The sequence below is a fragment of the Sphingomonas citri genome (assembly GCF_019429485.1).
Classification (GTDB): Bacteria; Pseudomonadota; Alphaproteobacteria; order Sphingomonadales; family Sphingomonadaceae; genus Sphingomonas; species Sphingomonas citri.
In genome coordinates, this window is sequence record NZ_JAHXZN010000007.1 from 152,191 (window position 1) to 177,458 (window position 25,268).

30 protein-coding genes and 1 riboswitch are annotated in these 25,268 nt (G+C 71.8%); of the genes, 15 read left to right on the forward strand and 15 right to left on the reverse strand.

Translation table 11 applies throughout. The features are described 5' to 3' along the window. Nucleotides 1-11: 11 nt before the first annotated feature. From KZ820_RS17065 to hemC, 3 genes are read right to left on the reverse strand one after another with little or no spacing between them, the layout of a single operon-like run. Nucleotides 12-848, reverse strand: coding sequence for a mitofilin family membrane protein (locus KZ820_RS17065; protein ID WP_219749894.1), 837 nt, complete (start codon nucleotides 846-848; stop codon nucleotides 12-14). A gap of 43 nt (nucleotides 849-891) precedes the next feature. After that, complete coding sequence (locus KZ820_RS17070) at nucleotides 892-1,551, reverse strand: uroporphyrinogen-III synthase (RefSeq protein WP_219749896.1); 660 nt, start codon at nucleotides 1,549-1,551, stop codon at nucleotides 892-894. A gap of 6 nt (nucleotides 1,552-1,557) precedes the next feature. After that, nucleotides 1,558-2,460, reverse strand: coding sequence for a hydroxymethylbilane synthase (gene hemC / locus KZ820_RS17075; RefSeq protein ID WP_258048285.1), 903 nt, complete (start codon nucleotides 2,458-2,460; stop codon nucleotides 1,558-1,560). 149 nt (nucleotides 2,461-2,609) lie between these two features. On the opposite strand from hemC, the gene tsaD reads away from it, so the two are divergent. Both tsaD and KZ820_RS17085 read left to right on the forward strand, forming a co-directional pair. After that, entirely contained in the window at nucleotides 2,610-3,635 is a 1,026-nt protein-coding gene (tsaD, locus tag KZ820_RS17080; protein WP_219749898.1) for a tRNA (adenosine(37)-N6)-threonylcarbamoyltransferase complex transferase subunit TsaD, read from the forward strand. Next, nucleotides 3,632-4,609, forward strand: coding sequence for an NAD(P)H-dependent glycerol-3-phosphate dehydrogenase (locus KZ820_RS17085; RefSeq protein WP_219749900.1), 978 nt, complete (start codon nucleotides 3,632-3,634; stop codon nucleotides 4,607-4,609). The genes tsaD and KZ820_RS17085 overlap by 4 nt, the downstream gene beginning before the upstream one ends. Before the next feature lie 118 nt (nucleotides 4,610-4,727). On the opposite strand, the gene KZ820_RS17090 is transcribed toward KZ820_RS17085, so the two are convergent. Beyond that, the gene (locus KZ820_RS17090; RefSeq protein ID WP_219749901.1) at nucleotides 4,728-5,549 is read right to left on the reverse strand and encodes an inositol monophosphatase family protein; all 822 of its coding nucleotides are present in this window, start codon (nucleotides 5,547-5,549) and stop codon (nucleotides 4,728-4,730) included. A gap of 46 nt (nucleotides 5,550-5,595) precedes the next feature. Here KZ820_RS17090 and KZ820_RS17095 point away from each other — a divergent pair, with 46 nt between their 5' ends. From KZ820_RS17095 to KZ820_RS17105, 3 genes are all read left to right on the forward strand, one after another. Then, nucleotides 5,596-6,462 carry a sterol desaturase family protein gene (locus tag KZ820_RS17095; RefSeq protein ID WP_219749903.1) on the forward strand — a complete coding sequence of 289 codons (867 nt, stop codon included), beginning with the start codon at nucleotides 5,596-5,598 and terminating at the stop codon, nucleotides 6,460-6,462. Continuing rightward, nucleotides 6,437-6,757, forward strand: a complete 321-nt coding sequence (locus tag KZ820_RS17100; RefSeq protein ID WP_373369035.1) for a DUF2141 domain-containing protein — start codon at nucleotides 6,437-6,439, stop codon at nucleotides 6,755-6,757. Before KZ820_RS17095 ends, KZ820_RS17100 begins: the two co-directional genes overlap by 26 nt. A 73-nt stretch (nucleotides 6,758-6,830) precedes the next feature. Next, entirely contained in the window at nucleotides 6,831-7,715 is an 885-nt protein-coding gene (locus tag KZ820_RS17105; protein ID WP_258048286.1) for a MipA/OmpV family protein, read from the forward strand. Nucleotides 7,716-7,920: 205 nt separating this feature from the next. On the opposite strand, the gene KZ820_RS17110 is transcribed toward KZ820_RS17105, so the two are convergent. From KZ820_RS17110 to KZ820_RS17120, 3 genes are all read right to left on the reverse strand, one after another. Next, nucleotides 7,921-9,357 carry an NAD-dependent succinate-semialdehyde dehydrogenase gene (locus tag KZ820_RS17110; protein ID WP_219749905.1) on the reverse strand — a complete coding sequence of 479 codons (1,437 nt, stop codon included), beginning with the start codon at nucleotides 9,355-9,357 and terminating at the stop codon, nucleotides 7,921-7,923. A 101-nt stretch (nucleotides 9,358-9,458) separates the two neighbouring features. After that, a complete protein-coding gene (locus KZ820_RS17115; RefSeq protein ID WP_219749907.1) occupies nucleotides 9,459-10,163 on the reverse strand; it encodes an anti-sigma factor in 705 nt (234 codons plus the stop codon). Beyond that, nucleotides 10,153-10,731, reverse strand: a complete 579-nt coding sequence (locus tag KZ820_RS17120; RefSeq protein WP_373369036.1) for a sigma-70 family RNA polymerase sigma factor — start codon at nucleotides 10,729-10,731, stop codon at nucleotides 10,153-10,155. Before KZ820_RS17120 ends, KZ820_RS17115 begins: the two co-directional genes overlap by 11 nt. 132 nt (nucleotides 10,732-10,863) lie before the next feature. Between KZ820_RS17120 and KZ820_RS17125 the strand changes: the two genes are divergently transcribed. The 3 genes from KZ820_RS17125 to thiC all read left to right on the forward strand — a co-directional run bounded on the left by KZ820_RS17125 (nucleotide 10,864) and on the right by thiC (nucleotide 15,070). After that, a complete protein-coding gene (locus KZ820_RS17125) occupies nucleotides 10,864-11,886 on the forward strand; it encodes a ferritin-like domain-containing protein (protein ID WP_219749909.1) in 1,023 nt (340 codons plus the stop codon). 58 nt (nucleotides 11,887-11,944) lie between these two features. Then, nucleotides 11,945-12,958: a ferritin-like domain-containing protein gene (locus KZ820_RS17130; RefSeq protein ID WP_219749911.1), complete on the forward strand. Its 1,014-nt coding sequence runs from the start codon at nucleotides 11,945-11,947 to the stop codon at nucleotides 12,956-12,958. Nucleotides 12,959-13,060: 102 nt separating this feature from the next. Then, a riboswitch (TPP riboswitch) is annotated at nucleotides 13,061-13,172 on the forward strand. A gap of 38 nt (nucleotides 13,173-13,210) precedes the next feature. Next, entirely contained in the window at nucleotides 13,211-15,070 is a 1,860-nt protein-coding gene (thiC, locus tag KZ820_RS17135; protein ID WP_219749913.1) for a phosphomethylpyrimidine synthase ThiC, read from the forward strand. 40 nt (nucleotides 15,071-15,110) lie between these two features. Here thiC and KZ820_RS17140 read toward each other — a convergent pair whose 3' ends face one another. The 6 genes from KZ820_RS17140 to KZ820_RS17165 all read right to left on the reverse strand — a co-directional run bounded on the left by KZ820_RS17140 (nucleotide 15,111) and on the right by KZ820_RS17165 (nucleotide 19,366). Beyond that, nucleotides 15,111-15,371, reverse strand: coding sequence for a Txe/YoeB family addiction module toxin (locus tag KZ820_RS17140; RefSeq protein ID WP_308462263.1), 261 nt, complete (start codon nucleotides 15,369-15,371; stop codon nucleotides 15,111-15,113). A 5-nt stretch (nucleotides 15,372-15,376) separates the two neighbouring features. Beyond that, nucleotides 15,377-15,631, reverse strand: coding sequence for a type II toxin-antitoxin system Phd/YefM family antitoxin (locus KZ820_RS17145; protein WP_183944785.1), 255 nt, complete (start codon nucleotides 15,629-15,631; stop codon nucleotides 15,377-15,379). Between the two features lie 42 nt (nucleotides 15,632-15,673). Beyond that, entirely contained in the window at nucleotides 15,674-16,363 is a 690-nt protein-coding gene (gene ung / locus KZ820_RS17150; RefSeq protein ID WP_219749917.1) for a uracil-DNA glycosylase, read from the reverse strand. Between the two features lies 1 nt (nucleotide 16,364). Then, nucleotides 16,365-16,667 (reverse strand): alkylphosphonate utilization protein, encoded by a 303-nt coding sequence (locus tag KZ820_RS17155; RefSeq protein ID WP_219749919.1) that lies wholly within the window; start codon nucleotides 16,665-16,667, stop codon nucleotides 16,365-16,367. 127 nt (nucleotides 16,668-16,794) lie between these two features. Beyond that, entirely contained in the window at nucleotides 16,795-18,366 is a 1,572-nt protein-coding gene (gene purH / locus KZ820_RS17160; RefSeq protein WP_219749921.1) for a bifunctional phosphoribosylaminoimidazolecarboxamide formyltransferase/IMP cyclohydrolase, read from the reverse strand. 58 nt (nucleotides 18,367-18,424) lie between these two features. Beyond that, entirely contained in the window at nucleotides 18,425-19,366 is a 942-nt protein-coding gene (locus KZ820_RS17165) for an ABC transporter ATP-binding protein (protein WP_219749923.1), read from the reverse strand. Between the two features lie 99 nt (nucleotides 19,367-19,465). Here KZ820_RS17165 and KZ820_RS17170 point away from each other — a divergent pair, with 99 nt between their 5' ends. Both KZ820_RS17170 and tldD read left to right on the forward strand, forming a co-directional pair. Beyond that, nucleotides 19,466-19,702 (forward strand): zinc-finger domain-containing protein, encoded by a 237-nt coding sequence (locus KZ820_RS17170; RefSeq protein ID WP_219750004.1) that lies wholly within the window; start codon nucleotides 19,466-19,468, stop codon nucleotides 19,700-19,702. A gap of 244 nt (nucleotides 19,703-19,946) precedes the next feature. Beyond that, a complete protein-coding gene (gene tldD, locus KZ820_RS17175) occupies nucleotides 19,947-21,362 on the forward strand; it encodes a metalloprotease TldD (protein ID WP_219749925.1) in 1,416 nt (471 codons plus the stop codon). 10 nt (nucleotides 21,363-21,372) lie between these two features. On the opposite strand, the gene KZ820_RS17180 is transcribed toward tldD, so the two are convergent. Next, nucleotides 21,373-21,681, reverse strand: coding sequence for a CcdB family protein (locus tag KZ820_RS17180; RefSeq protein ID WP_219749927.1), 309 nt, complete (start codon nucleotides 21,679-21,681; stop codon nucleotides 21,373-21,375). Beyond that, nucleotides 21,681-21,926: a type II toxin-antitoxin system CcdA family antitoxin gene (locus KZ820_RS17185; protein ID WP_219749929.1), complete on the reverse strand. Its 246-nt coding sequence runs from the start codon at nucleotides 21,924-21,926 to the stop codon at nucleotides 21,681-21,683. Before KZ820_RS17185 ends, KZ820_RS17180 begins: the two co-directional genes overlap by 1 nt. Nucleotides 21,927-21,978: 52 nt before the next feature. On the opposite strand from KZ820_RS17185, the gene KZ820_RS17190 reads away from it, so the two are divergent. The 5 genes from KZ820_RS17190 (at nucleotide 21,979) to KZ820_RS22025 (ending at nucleotide 25,220) form a co-directional block, all read left to right on the forward strand. Beyond that, a complete protein-coding gene (locus KZ820_RS17190) occupies nucleotides 21,979-22,530 on the forward strand; it encodes a pyridoxamine 5'-phosphate oxidase family protein (RefSeq protein WP_219749931.1) in 552 nt (183 codons plus the stop codon). Then, nucleotides 22,530-22,730: a putative signal transducing protein gene (locus tag KZ820_RS17195; protein WP_219749933.1), complete on the forward strand. Its 201-nt coding sequence runs from the start codon at nucleotides 22,530-22,532 to the stop codon at nucleotides 22,728-22,730. The genes KZ820_RS17190 and KZ820_RS17195 overlap by 1 nt, the downstream gene beginning before the upstream one ends. 347 nt (nucleotides 22,731-23,077) lie before the next feature. Then, nucleotides 23,078-23,416 (forward strand): P-II family nitrogen regulator, encoded by a 339-nt coding sequence (locus tag KZ820_RS17200; protein ID WP_132908565.1) that lies wholly within the window; start codon nucleotides 23,078-23,080, stop codon nucleotides 23,414-23,416. A gap of 11 nt (nucleotides 23,417-23,427) precedes the next feature. Further along, nucleotides 23,428-24,849: an ammonium transporter gene (locus KZ820_RS17205; RefSeq protein WP_219749935.1), complete on the forward strand. Its 1,422-nt coding sequence runs from the start codon at nucleotides 23,428-23,430 to the stop codon at nucleotides 24,847-24,849. Between the two features lie 236 nt (nucleotides 24,850-25,085). After that, nucleotides 25,086-25,220 (forward strand): hypothetical protein, encoded by a 135-nt coding sequence (locus tag KZ820_RS22025; RefSeq protein ID WP_258046665.1) that lies wholly within the window; start codon nucleotides 25,086-25,088, stop codon nucleotides 25,218-25,220. Nucleotides 25,221-25,268 lie beyond the last annotated feature (48 nt).

The following is a 25,268-nucleotide window of genomic DNA, read 5'->3' on the forward strand; positions in this document are numbered from 1 at the left end:
GCAGGCCTGAGCTACTCTCCCGGCGCCGCCTCCGCCCGCGCCGCGCCCGCGGCGGCGGTGGCCGCGCCCGTGATCGCGGCCGACTCGAGCGTGTCGAGCGCGGCGCGCGCCTCGACGTAGCGCCGCGCCGCCGCGATCCAGTTGCTCGCCTCGGCCGCGCCGGGCAGCCGCTCGACCTCCGCCAGCGCGGTCTCGACGTTGCCCGTGCCGAGCTGGCGCCGCGCGCGCGCCAACCGGTCGGAGGGCAGCGGCGAGGGCGTGCCCGCGCGGTGGATCACCACCAGGCTGCGCAGCTCGCTGCCGATCCCGGCCCACCAGTCGCTCTTCTGCGCCAGCAGCGTCGGCGCCGCGGCGGTGAGCCCCTCGCGCAGGTCCTCCAGCGTCACGGGCGCGCGCGAGTCGCGGATCACGCCGTTGACCTCGCGCGGGAAGGCGGCGCCGAAGCGGCGGCGCAGCTCGCCCTCGAGGTAGCCGAGCCCGACGCCGCGATCGAGTGCGCGCCGCGCCGCGAAGGTGATCAGGATCGCCTCGGCGCGCCCCGCATTGCTCTCCGCCTGCGCGCTCTCGCCGTCGATCCGTGCCGCGCGCGCCTCGAGGTTGGCGAGTTGCGCCGCGAGCGCGGCCTCGCGCAGCGCCAGCGTCGCGACATCGGGGGTGATCGGCGCCACGGTCGGCGCCGTGGTAGGGGCAGCCGACGGCGCGGCGGCGCGGCCGAACAGGCCGGGCGCGTTGCGCGAGGCATAGGCCATCAGCGCGAGCCCGATCGCGAAAGCGATCACCGCGATCACCAGCACCGGCCCCATCCGCGATCGCTGCGCGCCCTGCGCCGTGTCCATCCCGTCGCTCATTCGCGCATCCTCGCCGCCGAGCATCCTTATCTCCGCGCGCGCTTCACGGGTCAATCGCGAGCCCGGCGGCGCATTCCACCAAAGCGAGGTCGGTCGGCGCGCGCGCCGCCGCGCCCGTCTGCCAGCCGCCACCCGCCGCGGCGAGCACCGCCTCGCTCAGCGCGGCGACGCGGACCCGTTCTCGCGGCAGCCCGGCGGCGAGCGCGGCGAAACGGGCCGCCGCGCGCGGCGAGTGAAGCAGCACCACCGCGTCGAGCGCGGCAGCCAGCGCCTCGGCCGGCGGCGTCACCGCCACGCTGGCGTAGACCGTGACGGCCGGCAGCGCGAGCTTGCCCGCGCGGTCGCGGCCGGCGAGGTGAAGCAGCCGCGGATAGGCTTGCGCCTGCGCCACCGCGCCGGCCGCGTCGCCGCTGCCGACCAGCTCGACCGTGAGCCCCGCCGCTCGCGCTGCGCGTGCGGTCGCCGCGCCCACCGCCACCACCGGCAGCGTCGCGAGTCGGGCCAGTCCGGCGCCGGCGTGACGCACCGCGTTGGCGCTGGTGATCAGCAGCGCGTCATAGTCGCGGACGTCGGGCACCTCCCAGGCGCGCGACTCGACCTGGAACAGCGGCAGCGCGCGCGCCTCGATCCCCGCCGCGGCGAGCGCGGCGCGCGTGTGCGCGTTGCCCGGTTCGGGGCGAAGCACCAGGGCGGTGCGCGGCACCGCGGCTCAGCCGAACAAGGCGCGGATCGCGGGCGGCGCGCGCCCGAGCAGCTCGGCGGCGAGCCGCGCGCCCAGCGCCACCGGGTCATCGCCGCGCGCCTCGCCCGACACCTGCTCGGCACCGTCGGGGCTGAGCAGCTCAGCGCGCAACCGCAGCGTGTCGCCGTCGTGCACCGCCAGCGCGGCGACGGGCGAGTGGCAGTCGGCGGCGAGCGCGGCGAGCAGCGCGCGCTCGGCGTCGACCGCGCGGTGCGTCGCGGCGTCGTCGATCGCGGCGACGGCGTCATGCGCGGCGCCCTCGGCGCGGGTCTCGACGCCGACCGCGCCCTGCGCCGGCGCGGGTAGCATCTGGTCGAGCGGGATCGCGGTGCCGGTGTCGTGGCGCCCGAGCCGATCGAGACCCGCCGCCGCCAGCAGCGTGGCGTCGACCTCGCCGGCGGCGAGCTTGCCCAGCCTTGTGTCGACGTTCCCGCGGAATAGCATGGGGCGCAGATCGGGACGCAGCCGGCGTAGCTGCGCGGCACGGCGCGGGCTGCTGGTACCCACCGACGCGCCCTCGCGCAGCGCCGACACGCTGGCGGCGCCGATCAGCCGGTCGCGCACGTCGGCGCGCGGCAGCATCGCCGCCACGGCGATGGCGGCGGGGCGCAGCGTCTCCACGTCCTTCATCGAGTGGACGCAGGCGTCCACCTCGCCGGCCAGCAGCGCGCGGTCGAGCTCGCGCGTCCACAGCGCCTTGCCACCGATCTCGGCGAGCGCGCGATCCTGCACCCGGTCGCCGGTGGTGCGGATCACGACGATCTCGATCGAGTCCCAGCCGTGCGCCGCGCGCAGCGCGTCGCGCACCATCCCCGCCTGGGTGAGCGCCAGCGGCGAGCCGCGGGTGCCGAGCTTGAAAACTTGGGGCAAAGGAGCGGTAATCCGGGCGGCAGCTTCGAAGAAGCGGTCGTTAGAGGAACCCGGCCCGGCTTCACAAGCGGATCGCGACGAGCCGCGGTATACGACGTCGTCGGTATCGCACCTTCGACAACGGCGTGCGCAGCGGCTAGAGCGCGCGCATGCTGATCCTCGGGCTCGAATCCTCGTGCGACGAGACCGCCGCCGCGCTCGTCACCGGTGACCGCCAGGTGCTGGCGCATCGCCTCGCCGGGCAGGAGGCGGCGCACCGGCCGTTCGGCGGCGTGGTGCCCGAGATCGCGGCGCGCGCGCACGTCGAGGCGCTCGAGCCGCTCGTCGCCGCCGCGCTGGCCGACGCGGGGGTGACGCTCGCCGACGTCGACGCGGTCGCCGCCACCGCCGGCCCGGGGCTGATCGGCGGCGTGATGGTCGGCCTCGTCACCGGCAAGGCGCTGGCGCATGCCGCGGGCAAGCCGCTGATCGCGGTCAACCATCTCGAGGGCCACGCGCTGAGCCCGCGGCTCGCCGACGCCGATCTCGGCTTCCCCTATCTGCTGCTGCTCGTCTCGGGCGGGCACTGCCAGCTGCTGCTGGTCGAGGGCGTGGCGCACTATCGCCGGCTGGCCACCACGATCGACGACGCCGCGGGCGAGGCCTTCGACAAGACCGCCAAGATCCTCGGGCTCGGCTTCCCCGGCGGCCCGGCGGTGGAGGCGGCGGCGCGCGACGGTGACCCGCGCGCGGTGCCGCTGCCACGCCCGCTCAAGGGCTCGGTCGAGCCGCATTTCTCCTTCGCCGGGCTGAAGGCCGCGGTGGCCCGCATGGCGCCGCTCCACCCCGCGGCGGACGTGGCGGCCAGCTTCCAGGCGGCGGTGGTCGACTGCCTGCTCGACCGTACCCGCCGTGCGATGGATCGCGCCGCGGAGGCCACCGCGCTGGTGGTGGCGGGCGGGGTCGCCGCCAACGGGGCGGTGCGCGCGGCGCTGGAGCGCCTCGCGGGCGAGCGCGGACTGCGCTTCGTCGCGCCGCCGGCGTGGCTGTGCACCGACAATGCCGCGATGATCGCCTGGGCCGGCGCCGAGCGCCTCGCCGCCGGACTGACCGACCCGCTCGACGTCGCCGCGCGCGCGCGCTGGCCGCTCGACCGGGACGCGGAGAAGGTGCGCGGTGCGGGGGTGAAGGCGTGAGCACGGTCGGCGTGATCGGCGCGGGCGCCTGGGGCACCGCGCTGGCGCAGGTGGCGGCCAGCAACGGCCATGACGTGCGGCTGTGGGCGCGCGACCCCGCGCTGGTGGCGGCGATCAACGCGACCCACGAGAACGCCCCCTATCTGCCCGGCGCCGCGCTGTCGCCGCGGATCAGCGCGACGACCGATCTCGCCTGGGTGGCCGAGGCCGAGGTCAACCTCATGGTCACCCCGGCGCAGGCGATGCGCTCGGTGCTGACGGCGCTGCCCGCCCGCGCGCAGCCGCTGGTGGTCTCCTCAAAGGGGATCGAGGCGAGCAGTCACCTGCTGATGAGCGAGGTCGCCGCCGCCGAGCATCCGGACTCACCGGTGCTGGTGCTGTCGGGCCCGACCTTCGCGCACGAGGTCGCCCGCGGGCTGCCCACCGCGGTGACGCTGGCGGGCGAGGATACCGCGGCGCGCGCGCGAGTCGCCGACCTCATCGCCGCGCCGCAATTCCGCCCCTATGCCAGCGCCGACGTGATCGGCGCCGAGATCGGCGGCGCGGTGAAGAACGTGCTCGCGATCGCCTGCGGCGTGGTCGAGGGCGCGGGGCTGGGGCAGAACGCCCGCGCCGCGCTGATCGCGCGCGGCTTCGCCGAGATGACCCGCTTCGGCCTCGCCAAGGGCGCGCGCGCCGAGACACTCGCCGGCCTGTCAGGGCTGGGCGACCTGGTGCTGACCTGCTCCTCGACCGCCTCGCGCAACTTCTCGCTCGGCGCGGGGATCGGTCGCGGCGAGCCGGCGCGGGCGCTGCTGGCCGAGCGCCGCACCGTGGCCGAGGGCGCCTATACCGCGCCGGTGCTGCGCGAGGCCGCGGCGGCGGCGGGGGTGGAGATGCCGATCACCGCGGCGGTGTGCGCGCTGCTCGACGGCGCGCCGGTGCGCGCGGTGATCGACGCGCTGCTGGCACGGCCGCTCCGCGACGAGGGGTGAGGCGGGCGCTGCTCTTCCGGAGGGCCATGGTGCGGCCTGATCAAGGAAGCTCCTCGACCCTCCCCTTCCAGGGGACGATGATCGGAAGGTCGCTCCACCCTGCCCCGCGAAGACGACTCTAGTGATCGTGCCCGTGCTCATGCTCCTGCACCCCGTGCAGCGCCTCGAGCACGTCGTCGGTGCGCGCGGGATCGCCGATCGCGAGCACGTGCCCGGCACTGGCGCTGGTGAGCGGGTCGCCGTTCCAGTCGCACATTCGCCCGCCCGCGCCCTCCACCACCGGCACCAGCGCGGCGAAATCGTAGAGCTGCAGCCCTGATTCGCAGACAACGTCGAGGTGGCCGCTCGCCAGCAGCCCGTAATTGTAGCAGTCGCCGCCATAGACCGGCCCCTGCCGCGGCGCCCCGCCGCTCGCCGCCGCGACCAGCGCCATATAGTGCGGCACGTCGCCCTCGGCGAAGAGGTGCGGGCTGGTGGTGGCGACGATTGCCCCCTCCAGCGCGGCGCAGGCGCGGGTGCGCGCGGGGGAGCCGTTGAGCAGCGTCGGTCGGCCGGTGACACCGATCCAGCGCTCGCGCTGCACCGGCTGGTCGATGATGCCGAGGATCGGCCAGCCGTCCTCGACCAGCGCGATCAGCGTGCCGAAGATCGCGCGCCCCGCGGTGAAGCTGCGCGTGCCGTCGATCGGATCGAGCACCCACTGCCGCCCGGTGACCCCCTCCTTGGTGCCGTGTTCCTCGCCGACGATGCCGTCGCCCGAGCGCTCGGCGTCGAGCAGCCGCCGCATCGCTTCCTCGGCCTCGCGGTCGGCGCGCGTGACGGGCGAGCGGTCGGCCTTGAGCTCCAGCCCGGCCGGCTGGCGGAAGTAGGGCCGGATCACCGCGCCGGCGGCGTCGGCGAGGCGGTGGGCGAGCGCGATGTCATCGGGGCGGACGGGCATGGCCCTGCCTATCGCGCGCGGCGGCGCTAGGCTAGAAGCCTCGGCCATGGACGCGATCGTGGCTATCTCGCTGTCGGCGCTGGCGATGACGCTCATCGTCGGGGTGCGCTACCTGCTCGCCAGCGGCGGCTTCGCGCTGGCGACGCGGTGGCGCCACCGCGACCTCTACGCCGGGCTCGACCCGCAGATCCGGCGCGAGATCGGCTGGAGCCTCGCCTCCGCCGCGATCTACGGCGTGCCCGCGGGCGTGCTCGCCTGGGGCTGGCAGGCGCACGGCTGGACTCGGATCTACGAGGACGTCCACGCTTATCCGCTCTGGTACCTGCCCGTCTCGGTGCTGCTGTACCTCGTCGCGCACGACGCCTGGTTCTACTGGACGCACCGCTGGATGCACCGCCCGCGCGTGTTCAAGCTGGCGCACGCGGTCCACCACGCCAGCCGCCCGCCGACCGCCTGGGCGGCGATGGCCTTCCACCCGATCGAGGCGGTGAGCGGGGCTGTTGCCATTCCGCTACTGGTGCTCGTGATTCCGATCCATGTCGCCGCGCTCGGTCTGGTGCTGACGATCATGACCGTTATGGGGGTAACCAACCATATGGGTTGGGAAATCTTCCCGAAGTTCATGTGGGGGGGGCGCCTCGGCGGCTGGCTCATCACCGCCAGCCATCATCAGCGGCATCACGAGCGGTACGGGTGTAATTATGGTCTCTACTTCCGCTTCTGGGACCGTCTCTGCGGGACGGACGACGGGCTCGGCGATTTCACGCGTTCGCACCAGCAGGCGCGCGCGCGCGCTGCTCGCGGCGCTGGTGGCGGCACCGCTGGTGAGCGCGGCGCCGGTGGGCTCGCTCGACGTGTCGATCGCGCAGATGCGCTCGGCGAAGGGCATGATCCGCGTGTGCCTCACCGCTGACCCGGCGAACTTCCCGCGCTGCGTCGACGACCGCGACGCGGTGACCCGCTCGATCCCCGCGGGACAACACAGCCTGCGCTTCGCGGCGCTGCCGCGCGGTGACTATGCGGTGGCGGTGATCCACGACGAGAACGGCAACGCCAAGCTCGACACCTTCGCCGGCATACCGAAGGAAGGCTTCGGCTTCTCGAACAATCCCGCGATCCGCTTCGGGCCGCCGCGCTTCAAGGCAGCGCGCTTCACGCTGGCGAGTGATGCAGAAGCGCAACAGGTGAAGATGCACTACATCCTCTGACGATCCGGTGCGGGAGCTAATCTGATCCCGATCAGTTACGCGCCCGACATCAGACCATCAGGGGTTCAACATCTTGCGCGTCCTCTCTCACGCGATCCTCGCCGCCGTGCTCGCCGGCGGCGGGCTGCTCGCCGCGCCGGCGGCGCTTGCCCAGGCGCAGAGCGTCCCGGCCGAGCCCAACCCGACCCCCGATCCGGGCGTGGTCGGCGACACGATCACGGTGGCGGTCGCCGGCGCTTATCTGCCGGATTACGAAGGATCGAACGACTATCGCCTCGTCCCCGGCCCGGCGGCGATCGGCTCGTTCCACAATTTCTCGTTCACGCTGCTGGGCAACCGCGCCTCCGTCGACCTCATCCCCAATCCGAGCGGGCCGAGCTGGGACGTGCAGGCCGGACCGATCGGCGTGGTCAACTTCAATCGCAGCAACAACAAGTCGATCGACGACGCGCGCGTCCGCGCGCTCGGCGAGCGCGATACCGCGATCGAGCTCGGCGGCTATGTCGGTCTGGGCAAGACCGGCGTTCTCACCAGCCCGTACGACAAGCTCTCGGCCTCGCTGAGCTACCGCCACGACGTCAGCGGCGTGCATCGCAGCGGCATCTGGAGTCCGTCGGTCAACTATTTCACCCCGCTCAGCCTCAAGGCGGGCGTGGGCCTGTTCGCCTCGGCCGAGAAGGTGGAGCGCGGCTTCGCGCGGACCTATTTCGACGTCGACGCGGCGCAGTCGGCGGCGAGCGGCCTGCCGCAGTACCGCACGCGCGGCGGGTGGAAGCATTACACCGTCGGGATCGCGGGTACCTATTCGCTCACCGGCAACCTGCTGCGCGGCTGGAAGGCGATCGGCGGGGTGACCTACAAGCGCATGCTGAACGATTTCGGCGACACGCCGGTGGTGTCGGTGGCGGGCTCGCGCAACCAGTGGCTCGCCGCGCTCGGGATCGGCTACACCTTCTGAGGAATCGCCGAGCTCCACGCGAGGTGCGTCTGGCATAATCTCTCGTCGTCCCGGCCGTGAGCCGGGATCCAAGCTTCCGCGAGGGCAACGTCTGCTGTGCGCGGGGCGCGTCGGATCCCGGCCCAAGGCCGGGATGACGGGGGAGGGGGCGTGGACGCTCCCGCCTCCCGTCGCTCAGGGCAAGGTGGGCAGTTCGCTAGACCGCTCAGGCGATGTGCACCGCCTTGGTGACGAGGTGCGCCGCGATCCCCTCGGGCCCGTCCTCCGAGCCGAAGCCGCTGTCCTTGACGCCGCCGAAGGGCGCGTCGCCCCAGCTCAGCCGGACGGTGTTGATCGCGACCATGCCTGCCTCGATCTCGTCGCCGAGCCGGTTCTGCAGGCGGCCGTTCTCGGTGAAGCAATAGGCGCCGAGGCCGTAGGGCAGGCGATTGGCCTCGGTGATCGCGTCGTCGGCGCTGGCGAACGAGCCGATCAGCGCCACCGGGCCGAACGGCTCCTCGTTCATCGCGCTGCTCGACAGCGGCACGTCGGCCAGCACCGTCGGCGTGAAGAAGAAGCCCTCGCCCTCGCCGCGCGCGCCGCCGGTGAGCAGCTTGGCGCCGGCGCCGACCGCCTGCTCGACCAGCCCGGCGATCGCCTCGGGGCGGCGCTGGTTGGCCATCGGCCCCATCTGCGTCGCCTTGTCGAGCCCGTTGCCCAGCTTCAGTGCCTTGGTGCGCTCGGCGAAGCCCTGCGCGAACCGCTCGTAGATGCCCTGCTGGACGTGGAAGCGCGTCGGCGCCACGCAGACCTGGCCGGCGTTGCGGAACTTGTGCGCCACCAACGTGTCGAGCGTGCGCTCGAGGTCGCAGTCGTCGAACACCAGCACCGGGCCGTGCCCGCCGAGCTCCATCGTGCTCTTCATCACCGTGTCCGCGGCCAGCTTGAGCAGGTGCTTGCCCACAGGCACCGAGCCGGTGAAGCTCAGCTTGCGAGTCACCGGCGAGGCGAGCAGGTGGCGCGACACCGCGTCCGGCACGCCGAAGACGAGCTGCGCGACGTCGCCGGGCAGCCCCGCGTCCTGGAAGCAGCGCAGGATCGCCACCGCGGCGCCGGGGGTCTCCTCGCTCGGCTTGAGGATCACCGAGCAGCCCGCCGCGATCGCGGGCGACAGCTTGCGCACCGGGTTCATCACCGGGAAGTTCCACGCGCAGAAGGCCGCCACCGGGCCGACCGGCTGGTGCAGCACCAGCGAGCGCGTGCCGGTCGGCCGCGGCAGCACGCGGCCGTATATCCGCACCGCCTCGCCGGCGTGGAAGTCGAGCAGCGCCGCCGTCGCCAGCACCTCGCCCTTGGCCTCGGCGAAGGGCTTGCCCTCCTCCAGCGTGGCCAGCCGCGCGAGCTGGTCGGCGCGCTCGCGCACCAGCGCGGCGGTACGCGCCAGCACCGCGGCGCGCTCCTGCGGTGCGGTCGAGCGCCAGGCGCGGAAGCCGCGCTCGGCCGCCTCCAGCGCGCGGTCGAGGTCGGCGGCGGTGGCGAGCGGGACGTGGCCGACCGCCCGGCCGTCGGCGGGGTTGAGCACCTCCTGCGTGTCACGCCCGGCGGTGATCCACTCGCCCGCGATATAGAGGCCGAGCGGGGTGTCGTAGGGGGAGTCGGTCATGGTCGCTTCCGTCCGCGTGAGAGGATGCGCGCCGTATAGCGTCGCCGCGCGCGCGGGTCAGGCCATCTCGTCGGGGGCGCGGCTCGGTCTGACGCCCCCGCTCATCCCTCCGCCAGCGCGCCGGCCGCGACCACGGGGCCGGTCGGTGCCGCGCCCGGCGACCCGCCCGGCGGCTCGATCGACACCGCCAGCGTCGTGCCCGCGCGCAGCAGCACGCGCTGCGCCTGCGCGACCACCAGCCGGGTCGGGCGCCTCGCGTCGAGCAGTCCGAGCGCGACCGGTGCGCCGCCCTCGGCGATCGCCCAGAGCTCGGCGCTGCGGCCGCGCGGCACGGTCGCGGCGGCGATCCGCACCTCGCCGCTGGTGCGGTCGACCGCCGCGGCGAGCGGCGCGCGGCCGGGTGCCTCGGCGCCGGCGGGAACGGTGAGCGCGGCGAGCAGCGGCGCCGGCGCCGGGCGCGCCGGCACCGGCACGGGCGGCGGCGGGGGGGCGCGCAACGGCCCCACCACCAGCGCGAGCACCGCGGCGGCGAGCCCGGCGAGCGCGAGCGCGCCCCAGCGGCGCCAGCCGGCGCGCGGCGCCGCGCCGGGCGTGTCGATCGCGGCGAGGACGCGCGCCTCCAGGTCGGGCGGCGGCGGTGCCTCGGGGAACGCCAGCGCGAGCGGTGCGAGCCATTCCTCCCAGCGCGCCACCTCGGCGGCGAAGGCGCGATCGCCCGCCAGCCGCGCGCGCGCCGCGGCCAGCTCGGCGCCGTCGAGAACGCCGAGCGCCAGCTCGGCGGCGAGGGCCTGGTCGTCAGGCGTCATCGGACAGGCACTCGCGCAGCCGCAGCAGCGCGCGGCGTATCAGGCTCTTCATGGTGCCCAGCGGCGTGCCGTCGCGCGCCGCCAGCTCGGCGTAGGTGATGCCGTCGTAGAAAGCGGTGCGCACCGCGTCGCGCGGCCTCGGCTCGAGCGTCTCGAGACAGTCGGCGATCCGCGCGCGCTCCTCCTCCGCCAGCAGCGCGGCCTCGGCGCGCGGAGCCGGATCGACGGGTTCGGCCGCGCTGCCCGGCTCGGCCAGCGGCGCGGTGGCGTGCTGGCGGCGGCGCCAGTCGATCGCGCGGTGGCGCGCGATCGTCGCCAGCCAGGTGATCGGGCTCGCCCGGCCGGGCTCATAGCCGCCGGCGCGGCGCCACACTTGCACATAGACGTCCTGCAACACGTCCTCCGCGGCCTGTCGCTCGCCGCAGATACGCAGGCAGATGCCGAACAGCTTCGCCGAGGTGAGCCGATACAGCCGCTGGAAGGCGTCACGGTCCTCCATCGCCACGGCGAGCAGCTCCCGCACCAGCTCGGCGCGCCGCGCCGCCGCGTCGGAGGGAGCCGCGGTCACGGCTTGGCAGCGCCCGAATATTCCGCCACTCGCTGCATCCTTCGCGTCGCTCCGTCGTATCTGCCGTAACCTGACGTCGGTTAGGAAGTGTGGCAAGCACGGCGCGTCGGGACAACTAGGAAAGGGCCTGTCATGCCGGATCGCCAGCCGTCGATGGAGACGCTCGAGGCGCGCGCGCGCCGCCGCGAGTCGCGCCGCGACTTCTTCACCCATGTCGCCGGCGCGGCCGCGATCGGGGCCACCGCCCTCGCCGCCTCGGCGCAGGCGCAGACCTCGCCCAGCCCGACGCCCACCGCCACCTTCACCGAGGCGGACGTGCTCAACTTCGCGCTCAACCTCGAGTATCTCGAGGCGAACTTCTACTCGTTCGCGGCGACCGGCGCGGCGCTCGCCGCGGCCGACACCGGTGGCAACGTCGGGACCGCCGGGGCGGCGACGGGCGGGCGCGCGGTCAGCTTCCAGGACCCGCTCGTGGCGCAATATGCGCGCGAGATCGCGGCCGACGAGCTGGCGCACGTGCGCTTCCTGCGCAGCCAGTTCAGCGATACCACGCGCGCGGCGCAGCCCGCGATCGACCTCAGCGTCAGCCCCACCAGCGCGTTCAGCGTGGCCGCCCGGGCCGCCGGGCTGATCCAGGCCGGGCAGAGCTTCGACCCTTACGCCTCCGACGAGAACTTCCTCCTCGGCGCGTTCATCTTCGAGGACGTCGGCGTCACCGCCTACAAGGGCGCGGCGCCGCTGATCAGCAACAAGGTCTTCGTCGAGGCGGCGGCGGGCATCCTCGCGGTGGAGGCCTATCACGCCGCGATCATCCGCTCGGTGCTGTACCGCAAGGGGCTGGCGACACCGTCGCTCCGGCTGATCGAGGCGACCACGGCGATCTCCGACGCGCGCGACACGCTCGACGGCAAGACCGCGACCACGGACGCGGTGCGCGGCATCGCGGCCGAGGACGACCAGGGCATCGCGCCGACCACGACGAGCGACGGTACCGTGTCGAACATCGTGCCGCTCAACGAGAACGGCATCGCCTACAGCCGCACGGCCGGGCAGACGCTCAACATCGTCTACCTCAACGCCGCGGCGGTGAGCAGCGGGGGCTTCTTCCCCGCCGGCGTCAACGGCAACATCAAGACGAGCGCGGCATCGGCCTGAGGCGCGTGCGCGCCCCCGATCGCCTTTCCCGTATCGCCCTGACAGAGGGACCGTCATCATGATCAAGGATTCCGTCTTCGCCGCGCTCGAGCTCGCCAACGAGCGGCGTGCCGAGCGCCGCCGCTTCCTCAAGCTCGCCGGCGCCGGTGCCGCCGCGGCCGGCGGGCTCGGCCTGCTGTCCGCCTGCGGCAACGACGACGACGACTCGCCAACGCCGACACCGTCGCCTACCCCGACGCCGAGCACCAGCGGAGTCGCCACCGACGTCGGCATCCTCCAGCTCGCACTCAACCTCGAATATCTTGAAGCGCAATTCTACTCGATCGCGGCGTTCGGCCGGCGGCTGCCCGACGCGAGCCTGACCGGCGCGGTCGGTACGCGCGGTGACGTCACCGGCGGCCGCCAGGTGACCTTCACCGACCCGGTGATCGCGTCCTATGCGCGCGAGATCGCGGGCGACGAGATCGCGCACGTCACCGCGCTGCGCGCGGTGCTCACCGCGGCGGGATCGACGCTGGTGATCGCGCAGCCAGCGATCAACATCGACGGGGGCGCCACCGGTGCCTTCACTGCCGCGGCGCGGGCCGCCGGGCTGGTCGACAAGACGAGCGGCACCTTCGACCCCTACGAGAGCGATCAGAACTTCCTGCTCGCGGCCTTCCTGTTCGAGGACGTCGGCGTCTCCGCCTACAAGGGAGCGTCGCCGCTGATCACCAGCGCGACCTATCTCGAGGCCGCCGCCGGCATCCTGGCGGCGGAGGCCTATCACGCCGGGCTGATCCGCACCGAGCTGTTCTCGCGTGGCGAGACCGCGCGCGCGGCGGCGAACGCGATCGCCACGGCACGCGACTCGCTCGACGGTAGCGCCACGCTCGACGCCGGGATCGCCAACAGCGACGGCACCGCCAATCTGGTGCCCGCCGACTCGAACGCGATCGCCTACAGTCGCTCGTCGGCGCAGGTGCACAACATCGCCTATCTGCGCACCACGGCGGGGATCGGCGGCGGCTTCTTCCCGGCGGGGACGAACAATTCGATCGAGGCGCTGCGCACGTCGGGCGCTACCGCCTGACACGACCGGCCCCGCTCTGCTCGGGGCCGCAGCGAGCGAGCGAAGGCCGCGTCCGCCAGCCGGACGCGGCCCTTTGCTTGTCCGCTCGATCCGGCTATGACGGAGCCTTCCCCGGGGGACCGCCGATGCCGCGGTTGAGAGGAGGGTAGCAGCCCTCGACCCGCCGAACCTGATCCGGTTGACACCGGCGTAGGGAGTGGAGCGGCGTCCCCCGGGCCAACCGTCTTCCCCCGCGATGAGAGGAGAAGACGCATGGCCGACGTCCCCGCCCGCACCGAGATCGGTGTCACCACCGGCCCGATCCGCGGCTCGCGCAAGATCCACGTCGGCCCGCTCGGCGTGGCGATGCGGCAGATCCAGCTCGAGCCCGGCTGCGGCGAGCCGCCGCTCAACGTCTACGACACCTCCGGCCCGTACACCGATCCGGCGGCGGCGATCGACATCATGGCGGGCCTGCCCGCGCGCCGCACCGCCTGGATCGAGGCGCGCGGCGACGTCGAGCGCTATGACGCGCGCGAGATCCGCCCCGAGGACAATGGCCAGCTCGGCCCGGACCGCTCGGGCGGCGTCCAGCCCTTTCCCAACGTCAACAAGCGCCCGCTGCGCGCCAAAGCCGGCGCCAACGTCAGCCAGATGCACTATGCGCGGCGCGGCATCATCACGCCCGAGATGGAATATGTCGCCACGCGCGAGAATCTCGGGCGCGAGATGCTCGCCGCGTACGTCCGCGACGGCGAGAGCTTCGGCGCCGCCATCCCCGATTACGTCACCCCCGAGTTCGTCCGCGACGAGGTGGCGCGCGGGCGCGCGATCATCCCGTCGAACATCAACCACCCCGAGAGCGAGCCGATGGCGATCGGGCGCAACTTCCTGGTCAAGATCAACGCCAACATCGGCAATAGCGCGGTGGCGTCGAACGTCGCGAGCGAGGTCGACAAGCTCGTCTGGTCGATCCGCTGGGGCGCCGACACGGTGATGGACCTCTCCACCGGGCGCAACATCCACGACACGCGCGAGTGGATCATCCGCAACTCGCCGGTGCCGATCGGCACGGTGCCGATCTACCAGGCGCTGGAGAAGGTCGGCGGGATCGCCGAGGAGCTGACGTGGGAGATCTTCCGCGACACGCTGATCGAGCAGGCCGAGCAGGGCGTCGATTATTTCACCATCCATGCCGGCGTGCGGCTGCCGTATATCCCGATGACGGCCAAGCGAGTCACCGGGATCGTCTCGCGCGGCGGCTCGATCATGGCGAAATGGTGCCTGGCGCATCACAAGGAATCGTTCCTGTACGAGCGGTTCGACGAGATCACCGAGATCATGAAGGCCTATGACATCGCCTATTCGCTGGGTGACGGCCTGCGCCCCGGCGCGATCGCCGACGCCAACGACGAGGCGCAGTTCGCCGAGCTCTACACGCTCGGCGAGCTGACCAAGCGCGCCTGGGCGCAGGACGTGCAGGTGATGATCGAGGGCCCCGGTCACGTGCCGATGCACAAGATCAAGCAGAACATGGACAAGCAGCTCGAGGCGTGCGGCGAGGCGCCCTTCTACACGCTCGGGCCGCTCACCACCGACATCGCGCCGGGCTATGATCACATCACCTCGGGCATCGGCGCGGCGATGATCGGTTGGTACGGCACCGCGATGCTCTGCTACGTCACGCCCAAGGAGCATTTGGGGCTGCCCGACCGCGACGACGTCAAGGTCGGCGTGGTGACGTACAAGCTGGCGGCGCACGCGGCGGACCTCGCCAAGGGCCACCCCGCGGCGAAGCTGCGCGACGACGCGCTGTCGCGGGCGCGCTTCGAGTTCCGCTGGCGCGACCAGTTCAACCTGTCGCTCGATCCCGACACCGCCGAGTCGTACCACGACCAGACGCTGCCCGCGGAGGGGGCGAAGACGGCGCATTTCTGCTCGATGTGCGGGCCCAAGTTCTGCTCGATGAAGATCACGCAGGAGGTTCGGGACTTCGCCGCCAAGCAGAACGCGCCGGTGGCGAGCTTCGTCGCCGCGGAGGACGCCGAGGCGGGGATGGCGGCGATGAGCGAGCGGTTCAAGGAGACGGGCGGGGAGGTGTACGTCGGCGCGGGTGGGCGCGAGCACGACTGATGCTATCCGCGGCCGGACCTCCTCCGACCGCGGGACGGTCTCATCGGTAGTGGTAGCGACAGCTCAATATCTCGAGCGCCTGTGTCGCACCGCTACCGCTCACCCGGTAGACCAGCCGGTGCTCGCCGCTGATCCGTCGTGACCACCAGCCCCTGAGGCTCTGCTTGAGCGGCTCCGGCTTGCCGAGCCCCGCGAAGGGATGGCGCCTCGCATCCTCGACCAGCGCGTTGATCCGCTGTGCCGTCGCGGCGTCCTCGTTCTGCCACGCCACATAGTCGAGCCACGCGTCGCGATCGAACACGATCCTCAAGGACGGAGCAACTCGTGCTCCTCGCCCTCGCCAGCAGTGAAGCGCCCGATCCCCTCCAGCAGCCGCCTCGCGTTCTCCGGGGAGGAGAGCAGGTGCATGGTCTCCTGCATGCCTTCCCACTCGCTCTGCGCCACCAGCACCACACCCTCGCCGGCTGGCCGAACGATCTGCAGCGGCGCCTTATCAGCGACCACCCGGTCAAGCACGGCCTTCAGGTTCGCGCGGGTCTCGGACACGGTGAGCGTTTCCATGCCCGCGGCGTACAATATTCTGTACAAAGCTGCAACGCGTGCTCAAGCTGACCAGGCAATGCGCCCCCGCCCGCGCGCCTCCAGGAACGCGTTCGCCTGGCTGAACGGCCGCGCGCCGAACCAGCCCTTGTACGCCGACAGCGGGGAGGGATGCGGCGCGCACAGCACCAAGTGGCGCCCCGCCGCGTCCACGGCGCGCACTAGCCCTACTTTCGCCTGCGCGTGCGCGCCCCACAGCAGGAACACCACCGGTTCCTCCTTCGTCGCGACCGCGCGGATCACCGCGTCGGTGAACGCCTCCCAGCCGCGCGCGCGGTGCGAGGCGGCGCGACCGCTCTCCACCGACAGCACCGTGTTGAGCAGCAGCACGCCCTGCCGCGCCCAATGCTCGAGTGAGCCGTCACGCGGCGGCGCGGCGCCGAGGTCGTTCGCCAGTTCCTTGTAGATGTTGACGAGGCTCGGTGGCGGCTTGACCCCCGGCGGCACCGAGAAGGCCAGACCATGTGCCTGACCCGGCCCGTGGTACGGATCCTGCCCCAGGATCACGACGCGCACCGCCGACAAAGGCGTCAGCTCAAGCGCGCGAAAGCGCGCCGCCGCGGGCGGGAAGATCGCCTTGCCCGCTGCCGCCTCGTCGCGCAGGAAGGCCTGCAGCGCCGTCATAGTCGGGCAGGCCAGCGCCGCGGCGAGCGGCGCCCCCCAGCTCGGGTCGAGGCGCGGCGGCCAGCTCATCTCAGCGCTTGCGGACGAACTCGGCGCGCAGCACCAGCCCCTTGATGCCGTCGAACTTGCAGTCGATCTCCTGCGCGTCGCCGGTCAGTCGGATCGACTTGATCAACGTGCCGCGCTTGAGCGTCTGGCCCGCGCCCTTGACGTCGAGGTCCTTGATCAGCGTCACCTGGTCGCCGTCCGACAGCAGGTTGCCGACCGAGTCGCGCACCTCCACCATCGCCGCGTCGGCCTCCTTCTCCGCCAGCGCGGCGGCGCTGACCCACTCGCCGCTCTCCTCGTCGTACACGTACGCGTCGTCGCTCATGCTCGGTCCTTGTACCGGTCGTGCTCCTGCGGAAGCAGGAGCCCAGCGCCGCGGGCGTCGCGCTCCGTGATCCTGGGTTCCTGCGTGCGCAGGAACACGGGCGCGCTAGCACGCATGCCCCACCATCTCAGTGGCGGAAGTGGCGCATCCCGGTGAACACCATCGCCAGCCCGGCGGCGTCGGCGGCGGCGATCACCTCCTCGTCGCGGATCGAGCCGCCAGGCTGGATCACCGCGGTGGCGCCCGCCTCCACGGCTGCCATCAGCCCGTCGGCGAAGGGGAAGAAGGCGTCCGACGCGACCGCCGAGCCGATCGTGCGCGGCTCGGCCCAGCCGGCCTTGTCGGCGGCGTCCTTGGCCTTCCACGCCGCGATCCGCGCCGACTCGAGCCGGTTCATCTGCCCCGCGCCGACGCCCGCGGTGGCGCCATGCTTGGCATAGACGATCGCGTTGGACTTGACGTGCTTGGCCACCGTCCAGGCGAACAGGCAGTCGGCGAGCTCCTGCTCGCTCGGCTGGCGCTTGGTCACCACCTTGAGATCGGCCCGCGCCACAGCACCCCCGTCGCGCGACTGGACCAGCCAGCCGCCCGCGATCGACTTGGCGGTCAGCCCGTCCCGGCGCGCATCCGGCAGGGCGCCGGTGAGCAGCAGCCGCAGGTTCTTCTTCGCCGCGAACAGCGCCAGCGCGTCCTCGTCGGCGTCGGGCGCGACCACCACCTCGGTGAAGATGCCCGTGATCGCCTCGGCGGTGGCGCGATCGAGCGTGCGGTTGACCGCGATGATGCCGCCGAACGCGCTCACCGTGTCGCAGGCGAAGGCGGCCTGATAGGCCTCGGCCAGCGTCGCGGCGGTGGCGACGCCGCACGGGTTGGCGTGCTTGACGATGACGCAGGTCGGCCCCGCGTCGCGGAACTCGGCGATCAGCTCCAGTGCCGCGTCCGCGTCGTTGTAATTGTTGTAGCTCAGCGCCTTGCCCTGGACCTGCCGGGCCTGGCCGATGCCCGCGACGCCGTCCGACGCGGCGTAGAAGGCGGCCTGCTGGTGCGGGTTCTCGCCGTAGCGCAGCGCCTCGCCGGCACGGCGCAGGGTCAACGGCAGGGTCGCGGGGAACGTCTCGCCCTGGTCGGTCCCGGCGAACCAGCGCGCGATCGCGCCGTCATAGCCCGCGGTGAGCGCGTAGGCCTTGGCGGCGAGCATCTTCCGCTCGGCGAGGTCGGTTTCGCCGCGCGCCACCAGCGCGTAATCGGCGGGATCGGTCACGATCGCGACAAAGGCGTGGTTCTTCGCCGCCGAGCGCACCATCGACGGGCCGCCGATATCGATATTCTCCACCACCTCGTCGCGCGCCGCGCCCTTGGCGACGGTCTGCTCGAACGGGTAGAGGTTGACGACGACGAGGTCGATCGCGCCGATGTCGTGCTCGCGCATCGACTGGGCGTGCGCTGCGTCGTCGCGCACCGCGAGCAGCCCGCCGTGCACCTTGGGGTGGAGCGTCTTGACGCGCCCGTCCATCATCTCGGGGAAGCCGGTCAGGTCGCTGATGTCGCGCACGTCGAGCCCGGCGTCGCGCAGCGCCTTGGCGGTACCTCCGGTCGAGACCAGCTCTACTCCCTTGGCGGCGAGCGCGGTGGCGAGGTCGACGATGCCGCTCTTGTCGGAGACGGACAGGAGCGCGCGGCGGATCGGGATGATGCTCATGCGCGCGCGCTTACGCGGGCGGGCGCGGTGGCTCAAGCGTCCGTGCGGGGGATGGCCGCTAGCGCCCGCTCGCCGCGCGCGTCAGGTTGAGGAACACGTCCTCCAGGTCGGCCTCCTTGGTCGAGACGTCGACGATGCCGTAGCCGTCGGCCTGCACCGCGCCCAGCACCTCGCCCGCGTTCACCCGATCCTTGGCGTAGGTGATCTCGAGCGTGCGCGTGCCCTTGAGCGCGATCTTCCCGAAGCAGGCGTTCTCGGGCACCACCGCGACGTCGCGGTCGACGGTGACCGCGACCACCTTCTCCTGCGCCTTGCCGACCAGCTCGGCGGTCGGCTCGTTGGCGATGACGCGGCCGCCGCTGATGATGGCGATGCGATCGCACAGCTCCTCGGCCTCCTCGAGATAGTGCGTTGTCAGCACCACCGTCACGCCAGCGTCGTTGAGGCTGCGGACATAGGTCCACAGTTGCTGTCGCAGCTCGATGTCGACGCCCGCGGTCGGCTCGTCGAGCACCAGCACCGGCGGCGCGTGGACCATCGCCTTGGCCACCATCAGCCGCCGCTTCATCCCGCCCGACAGCGTGCGGGCGTAGGCGTTGGCCTTGTCCTCGAGGTGGACCGCGCGCAGCAGCTCCATCGAGCGCCGCTCCTTCTTGGGCACGCCGTACAGCCCGGCCTGGATCTCGAGCGTCTCCACGGGGGTGAAGAAGGGGTCGAACAGGATCTCCTGGTTGACGATCCCGATCGAGGCCTTGGCGTTGCGCGGGTGCGCGTCGATGTCGAAGCCCCAGATCTCGGCGCTGCCGCTGGTCTTGTTGACCAGCCCGGCGAGGATGTTGATCAGCGTCGACTTGCCCGCGCCGTTGGGGCCGAGCAGCCCGAAGATCGAGCCGCGCGGCACCTCGAAGCTGACCCCGTCGAGCGCGCGCTTGCCCGGCGCGCCGCCAACCCCGGCGTAGGTCTTGCACAGGTCCCGGATGGCGATGGCGGCGTCGGTCATGCGCGCGGAGGTAGGCGCGCGCGCGGGGCTTGCCAATCCTGCATGGCGCGGACGCGGCGGGATTGTCTCGGGCGGCGGCGCTTGCTAATCGCCTCGGCCATGCTGCCGCCGCCCGAACTCGTCCGCGTCTCGCAACCCCGCGTCGCCTGCGACGGCGCGAGCGACATCCCCGGCGGCGCCGCGCTGGGCCACCCGCGCGTGTGGCTCCAGATCGACGAGCATGGCTATGTCGACTGCGGCTATTGCGACCGCCGCTTCGTGCTGATCGGCGGACCTGCGGACGGCGCCGACCACGGGCAGCTGCCCGACATCGCCGAGGGCGCCAGCCCGCAGTAAGCGGACATGTTGCGCGGACGGTTGGATCACTTCCGGGATCCTCCCCTGTAAGGGGAGGTGGCACGCCGAAGGCGTGACGGAGGGGTGTCGCCGGTGGCGAGTGGCGCCATCCTCGCGGGCTGGGTCACCCCTCCGTCAGCGCTGACGCGCCGCCACCTCCCCTTGCAGGGGAGGATCGATAAGCCGCTACTCCCACCCCGCCTCATGAGTGGCGCCGGACCGCCCGCGCCCCTATCTTGGCACGATGACAGACCCGCGCTCCTTCCTTTACCGCGACTCGCTCGACCCGGACGCGGCGCTGCGGCTCACCGCCGCCGCGCTCGACCGCGCCGACGACGGCGAGCTCTACCTGCAATATCGCCGCGCCGAGGCGTTCGGCTTCGACGACGGCCGGCTCAAGACCGCGAGCTACGACACCCACGCCGGCTTCGGGCTGCGCGCGGTCTCCGGAGAGATGACCGCCTTCGCGCATGCCAACGAGCTCAGCGCCGCCGCGATCGAGCGCGCCGCCGCGACGATGCGGCTGATCGATCCTTCGATGCAGCCGCGCGCCGCCGCGCCCGCGCGCACCAACCAGCGCCGCTACACCGACGCCGACCCGCTCGATCTCGTCCCCTTCGCCGACAAGGTCGCCCTGTGCCAGGCGATCGACGCTGCCGCGCGCGCGCGCGACCCGCGCGTGGCGCAGGTCTCGGTCGGGCTGTCGGGGACGTGGAGCGTGGTGGAGATCGTCCGCCCCGACGGCTTCGTCGCCACCGACGTGCGCCCGCTGGTGCGGCTCAACGTCTCGATCGTCGCCGAGCAGAACGGCCGTCGCGAGACCGGCAGCTTCGGTCTGGGCGGGCGCTATCTCTACGACACGCTGCTCGATCCCGCGACCTGGCATCGCGCGATCGACGAGGCGCTCGCGCAGGCTTTGGTCAACCTCGAGTCGGTCGCCGCGCCCGCGGGCGAGATGACCGTGCTGCTCGGCGCGGGCTGGCCCGGCATCCTGCTCCACGAGGCGATCGGCCACGGGCTGGAGGGCGACTTCAACCGCAAGGGCACCAGCGCCTTCTCGGGACGGATCGGCGAGCGGGTCGCCGCGCCGGGCGTGACGATCGTCGACGACGGGTCGCTTCCCGACCGCCGCGGCAGCCTCACCGTCGATGACGAGGGCACGCCCACGAGCGAGACGCTGCTGATCGAGGACGGCATCCTGCGCGGCTATATGCAGGACCGGCTCAACGCGCGGCTGATGGGCGTGGCGCCGACCGGCAATGGCCGCCGCGAGAGCTTCGCGCACGCGCCCATGCCGCGCATGACCAACACCTTCATGAAGGCGGGGCAGGACGATCCCGCCGAGCTGCTTTCGCGGGTCAAGCGCGGCATCTTCGCCAAGTCGTTCGGCGGCGGGCAGGTCGACATCGTCTCGGGCAAGTTCGTCTTCTCCTGCACCGAGGCCTATCTGGTCGAGGACGGCAAGATCGGCGCGCCGATCAAGGGCGCGACGCTGATCGGCGACGGGCCGAGCGTACTGACCAAGGTGCAGGGCGTCGGCACCGACTTCGCGCTCGACGAGGGCGTCGGCATGTGCGGCAAGGGCGGGCAGAGCGTCCCCGCGGGTGTCGGCCAGCCGTCGCTGCTGATCGGCGGGCTGACGGTCGGCGGGACGGCGTGAGCGTGCGGCGCTAGCAGCCGGAGATCAGCATGTCGAGCGCGGCGCCTATCTCGTAATCGTGCGCCGCCAACGACGTGCGGCATGACCGCAGCTCCGTGGTGAGTATGGCGGCGGCAAGATGTGTGAGCATCGTGTACGAGTGGCCGTCGATCTGGAAGCGCGGGTTGAGCCGGCGATCGGGGCGCCCGCGTGGCGTCTCGTGACCCGGGTCGTCGCTGAGCGGCACGACGAAGCGGCTGTTGAGCCCGCTCAGCACGTTGGCCTGGCAATCGAGGACGAGCCCGCCATGCGTCGTCTCGTAGACGTCGAACTTGGCCATTAGAACAGACGATAGCGTTCCAGCGGCAGGCCGTTCTCCTCAACCCACTTGTTGTTCGCCTCCATCCACTCGCGATTGTCCTCGCGCCACTGACGGCTGCGCTCCGCCTGTGCAGCCTCTCTGATCGCGGCCTCGGCCACTTGCGACAGGTTGATCCCCGCCTCGCGCGCGGCGGCGACGACGCCGGTGTCGATCGTCATGTTGACCGATCGGCGCTTGCCCGAGGCGATGCGATCATGCTTCATGCGCGTAGATTATGCGCATGCCCCAGGCGCGTCAAACCGGAGCCAGCTCACCATGGCCGAGTTCTTTCCCGCGCTCACCGCCGAGCACCGCGCCTTCGTCGCGCGCCAGCCGGTGTTCTTCGTCGCCACCGCCGCGGTGGACGCGCGGATCAACCTGAGCCCCAAAGGGATGGACACGTTCCGCGTGCTCGACGACGCGACGGTCGCTTATCTTGACGTCGCCGGTTCCGGGAACGAGACCAACGCGCACCTGCTCGCCGACGGCCGGATCACGATCATGTTCTGCGCCTTCGACAATCCGGCGCTGATCCTCCGCCTCTACGGACGCGGACGCGCGGTGCTGCCGCAGGACGCCGAGTGGGGCGCGCTCGCCACCCGCTTCACGCTGCTGCCCGGGACGCGGCAGATCTTCGTCGTGGCGGTGGAGCAGGTGCAGACCTCGTGCGGCTGGGGCGTGCCGCACATGAGGTTCGAGCAAGAGCGCGCCACGCTCAACAAATACCACGCCGCCAACCCCGATACGGCGCGCTTCGCCAAATATGCGGTGCGCACCGCGAGCATCGACGGGCTGCCGGTGCGCAACCCGACCGTGGTGCCCGCCTGATGGCGCTGGTGGAGCTCGGCCGCTACGACCGCAACCTCGCCAACATCCTCATCGGCCGGCTCGAGTCCGAGGGGATCGACGCGCTCGCGTTCGACGGCGGCGCCTCGATCGCCGACGGGAGCTGGCTGCTGATCCCGGTGCGCGTGATGGTCGACGAGGACGATCTCGCCGCGGCGCGCCTCGTGGCGGCGGGTGCCTGATTTTTAGGCACGCCTGTGGCGGTGCACAAAAGTTTAACAGTGGTTAACGGGCTGTTTGGCCAAGCGCTCGCCAGCAACGTCGTCACGTCCAGATCCCTCACCCTCTTTCTACCACCCACCTCGCCGTCCCAGCGAAGGCGGGGATCCAGACACGCTGACGCTGGCGCTTAGAGCCGAGACGCTAGTGTCTATGGATCCCCGCCTGCGCGGGGATGACGAAGGGTGGCGCGGCGGCGGAACGAACCGAGGCGCCCTCGTCTCGGTCGATCTGCGCTCCCACAGCATCTCCCCCACAACTGGCACGCGCCTTGCGAAGCGTCTCCGCGGGTAAACGCAAAGGGGGCGCGATGAAGCTGGTCATAGCGATCATCAAGCCGTTCAAGCTCGACGAGGTGAGGGAAGCGCTCACCGGCGTCGGCGTGGCGGGGATGACGGTGTCGGAGGTGAAGGGGTTCGGTCGGCAGAAGGGCCAGACCGAGATCTACCGCGGCGCCGAGTACAGCACCAACATGGTGCCCAAGATCAAGATCGAGATCGTCTGCGGCAGCGACATTGCCGACCGCGTGGTCGAGGCGATCCAGGCCGCCGCCAACACCGGCGCGATCGGCGACGGCAAGATCTTCGTGCTCGACGTCGGCCAGGCGGTGCGCATCCGCACCGGCGAGACCGACGACAGCGCGCTGTGAGGGGGAAAGGGATGACACTTTCACGAAAGATCGCCGCCGCGGGGGCGGTGGCGACGATCGCGGCGCTGGCCGCGGTGCCCGCGCTGGCGCAGGCCGCCGGACCGGTGCGCGCGCCCAGTGCCGAGCAGATGGCGACGATGGTCAACAAGGGTGACACCACCTGGATGATGATCTCGGCCGCGCTGGTGCTGATGATGTCCGTGCCGGGCCTCGCGCTCTTCTACGGCGGGCTGGTGCGCACCAAGAACATGCTCAGCGTGCTGATGCAGGTGCTGATGATCGTCTGCGTCGCCAGCCTCGTCTGGGTGAGCTGGGGCTATAGCCTCGCCTTCACCAGCGGCAACGCCTTCATCGGCGGGCTCTCCAAGGCGTTCCTCGCGGGTGTCGGCCCCGGCTCGGCCGCGGCGACCTTCAGCAACAACGTCTACATTCCCGAATATGCCTTCATCTGCTTCCAGATGACCTTCGCCTGCATCACGCCGGCGCTGATCGTCGGCGCCTTCGCCGAGCGGGTGAAGTTCACCCCGTTGCTGATCTTCGTCGTGCTGTGGCTGACGATCGTCTATTTCCCGATGGCGCACATGGTGTGGTACTGGGCCGGCCCGGATTTCCTCGCCGACGCGCCGACCGACGCCGGCCTGCTGTACGGCTGGGGCGCGCTCGACTTCGCGGGCGGTACGGTGGTGCACATCAACGCGGGCATCGCCGGCCTGGTCGGCTGCCTCATCATCGGCAAGCGTCACGGCTACAAGAGCGAGCCGATGCCGCCGCACTCGCTGACGATGACGATGATCGGCGCCTCGCTGCTGTGGGTCGGCTGGTTCGGCTTCAACGCCGGCTCGAACCTCGAGGCCAACGGCGCCGCCGCGCTCGCCTTCATCAACACCTTCGTCGCCACCGCTGGCGCCGCGGTCGCCTGGGCGGTGATCGAGCAGGTCGTGCACAAGAAGCCGTCGCTGCTCGGCGGCGTGTCGGGCGCGGTCGCGGGGCTGGTCGCGATCACCCCGGCCGCCGGCTTCGCCGCGCCGATGACCTCGATCATCCTCGGCATGGTGGCGAGCGCGGTGTGCTTCTTCTTCGTCACCACGGTGAAGAACAAGCTCGGCTACGACGACACGCTCGACGTGTTCGGGATCCACTGCGTCGGCGGGATCGTCGGCGCGATCGGGACCGGCATCGTCGCGGCACCCTCGCTCGGTGGCCAGGGCTGGATCGACTACACCCAGTTCCCCTCGGTCGCGGGCAGCTACGACATCGCCGGGCAGGTCTGGACCCAGATCAAGGCGGTGGTGCTGACGCTGGTGCTGTCGGGCGGCGTCTCGGCGGTGCTGTTCCTCGGGCTCAAGGCCACGATGGGGCTGCGTCCCTCGCTCGAGGTCGAGAGCGAAGGGCTCGACATCAACGAGCACGGCGAGCGCGCCTACAATTACTGACGAGTTCGCGGGCGGCGCCCCACGCCGCCGCCCGCCCACGACGTTCCTCCTGCGGACGCTCCTCGGCCCGGTATGGCGACATACCGGGCCTTTTTTCGTGAGCGACGGCCCGCTCCGCTCGCCGCACCCATGCTGCGCCGCACGATGGTCAAGCCCGAAACGAATCGCTATATGAGGAGGCGAGCCGGGCGACCCCGGGAATCGTGGCACCGGCTCCGCAGAGGAGAGGATGTGCCATGACGACGATCAAACATGTCGGCGAGCAGGGGGCGGTGGTGGTCGGGGCGGCGGCCGCCTTCACCGCCGCCGTCTATCTCGCGCAATTCGCCGCCGACGCGGTGGTGTTCCTGGGCGAGTGGGTGTTGCGCTGACGGTCGAGACGGGGCGGCGATCGCGAGACATCGAGGCTGCGCGGACAC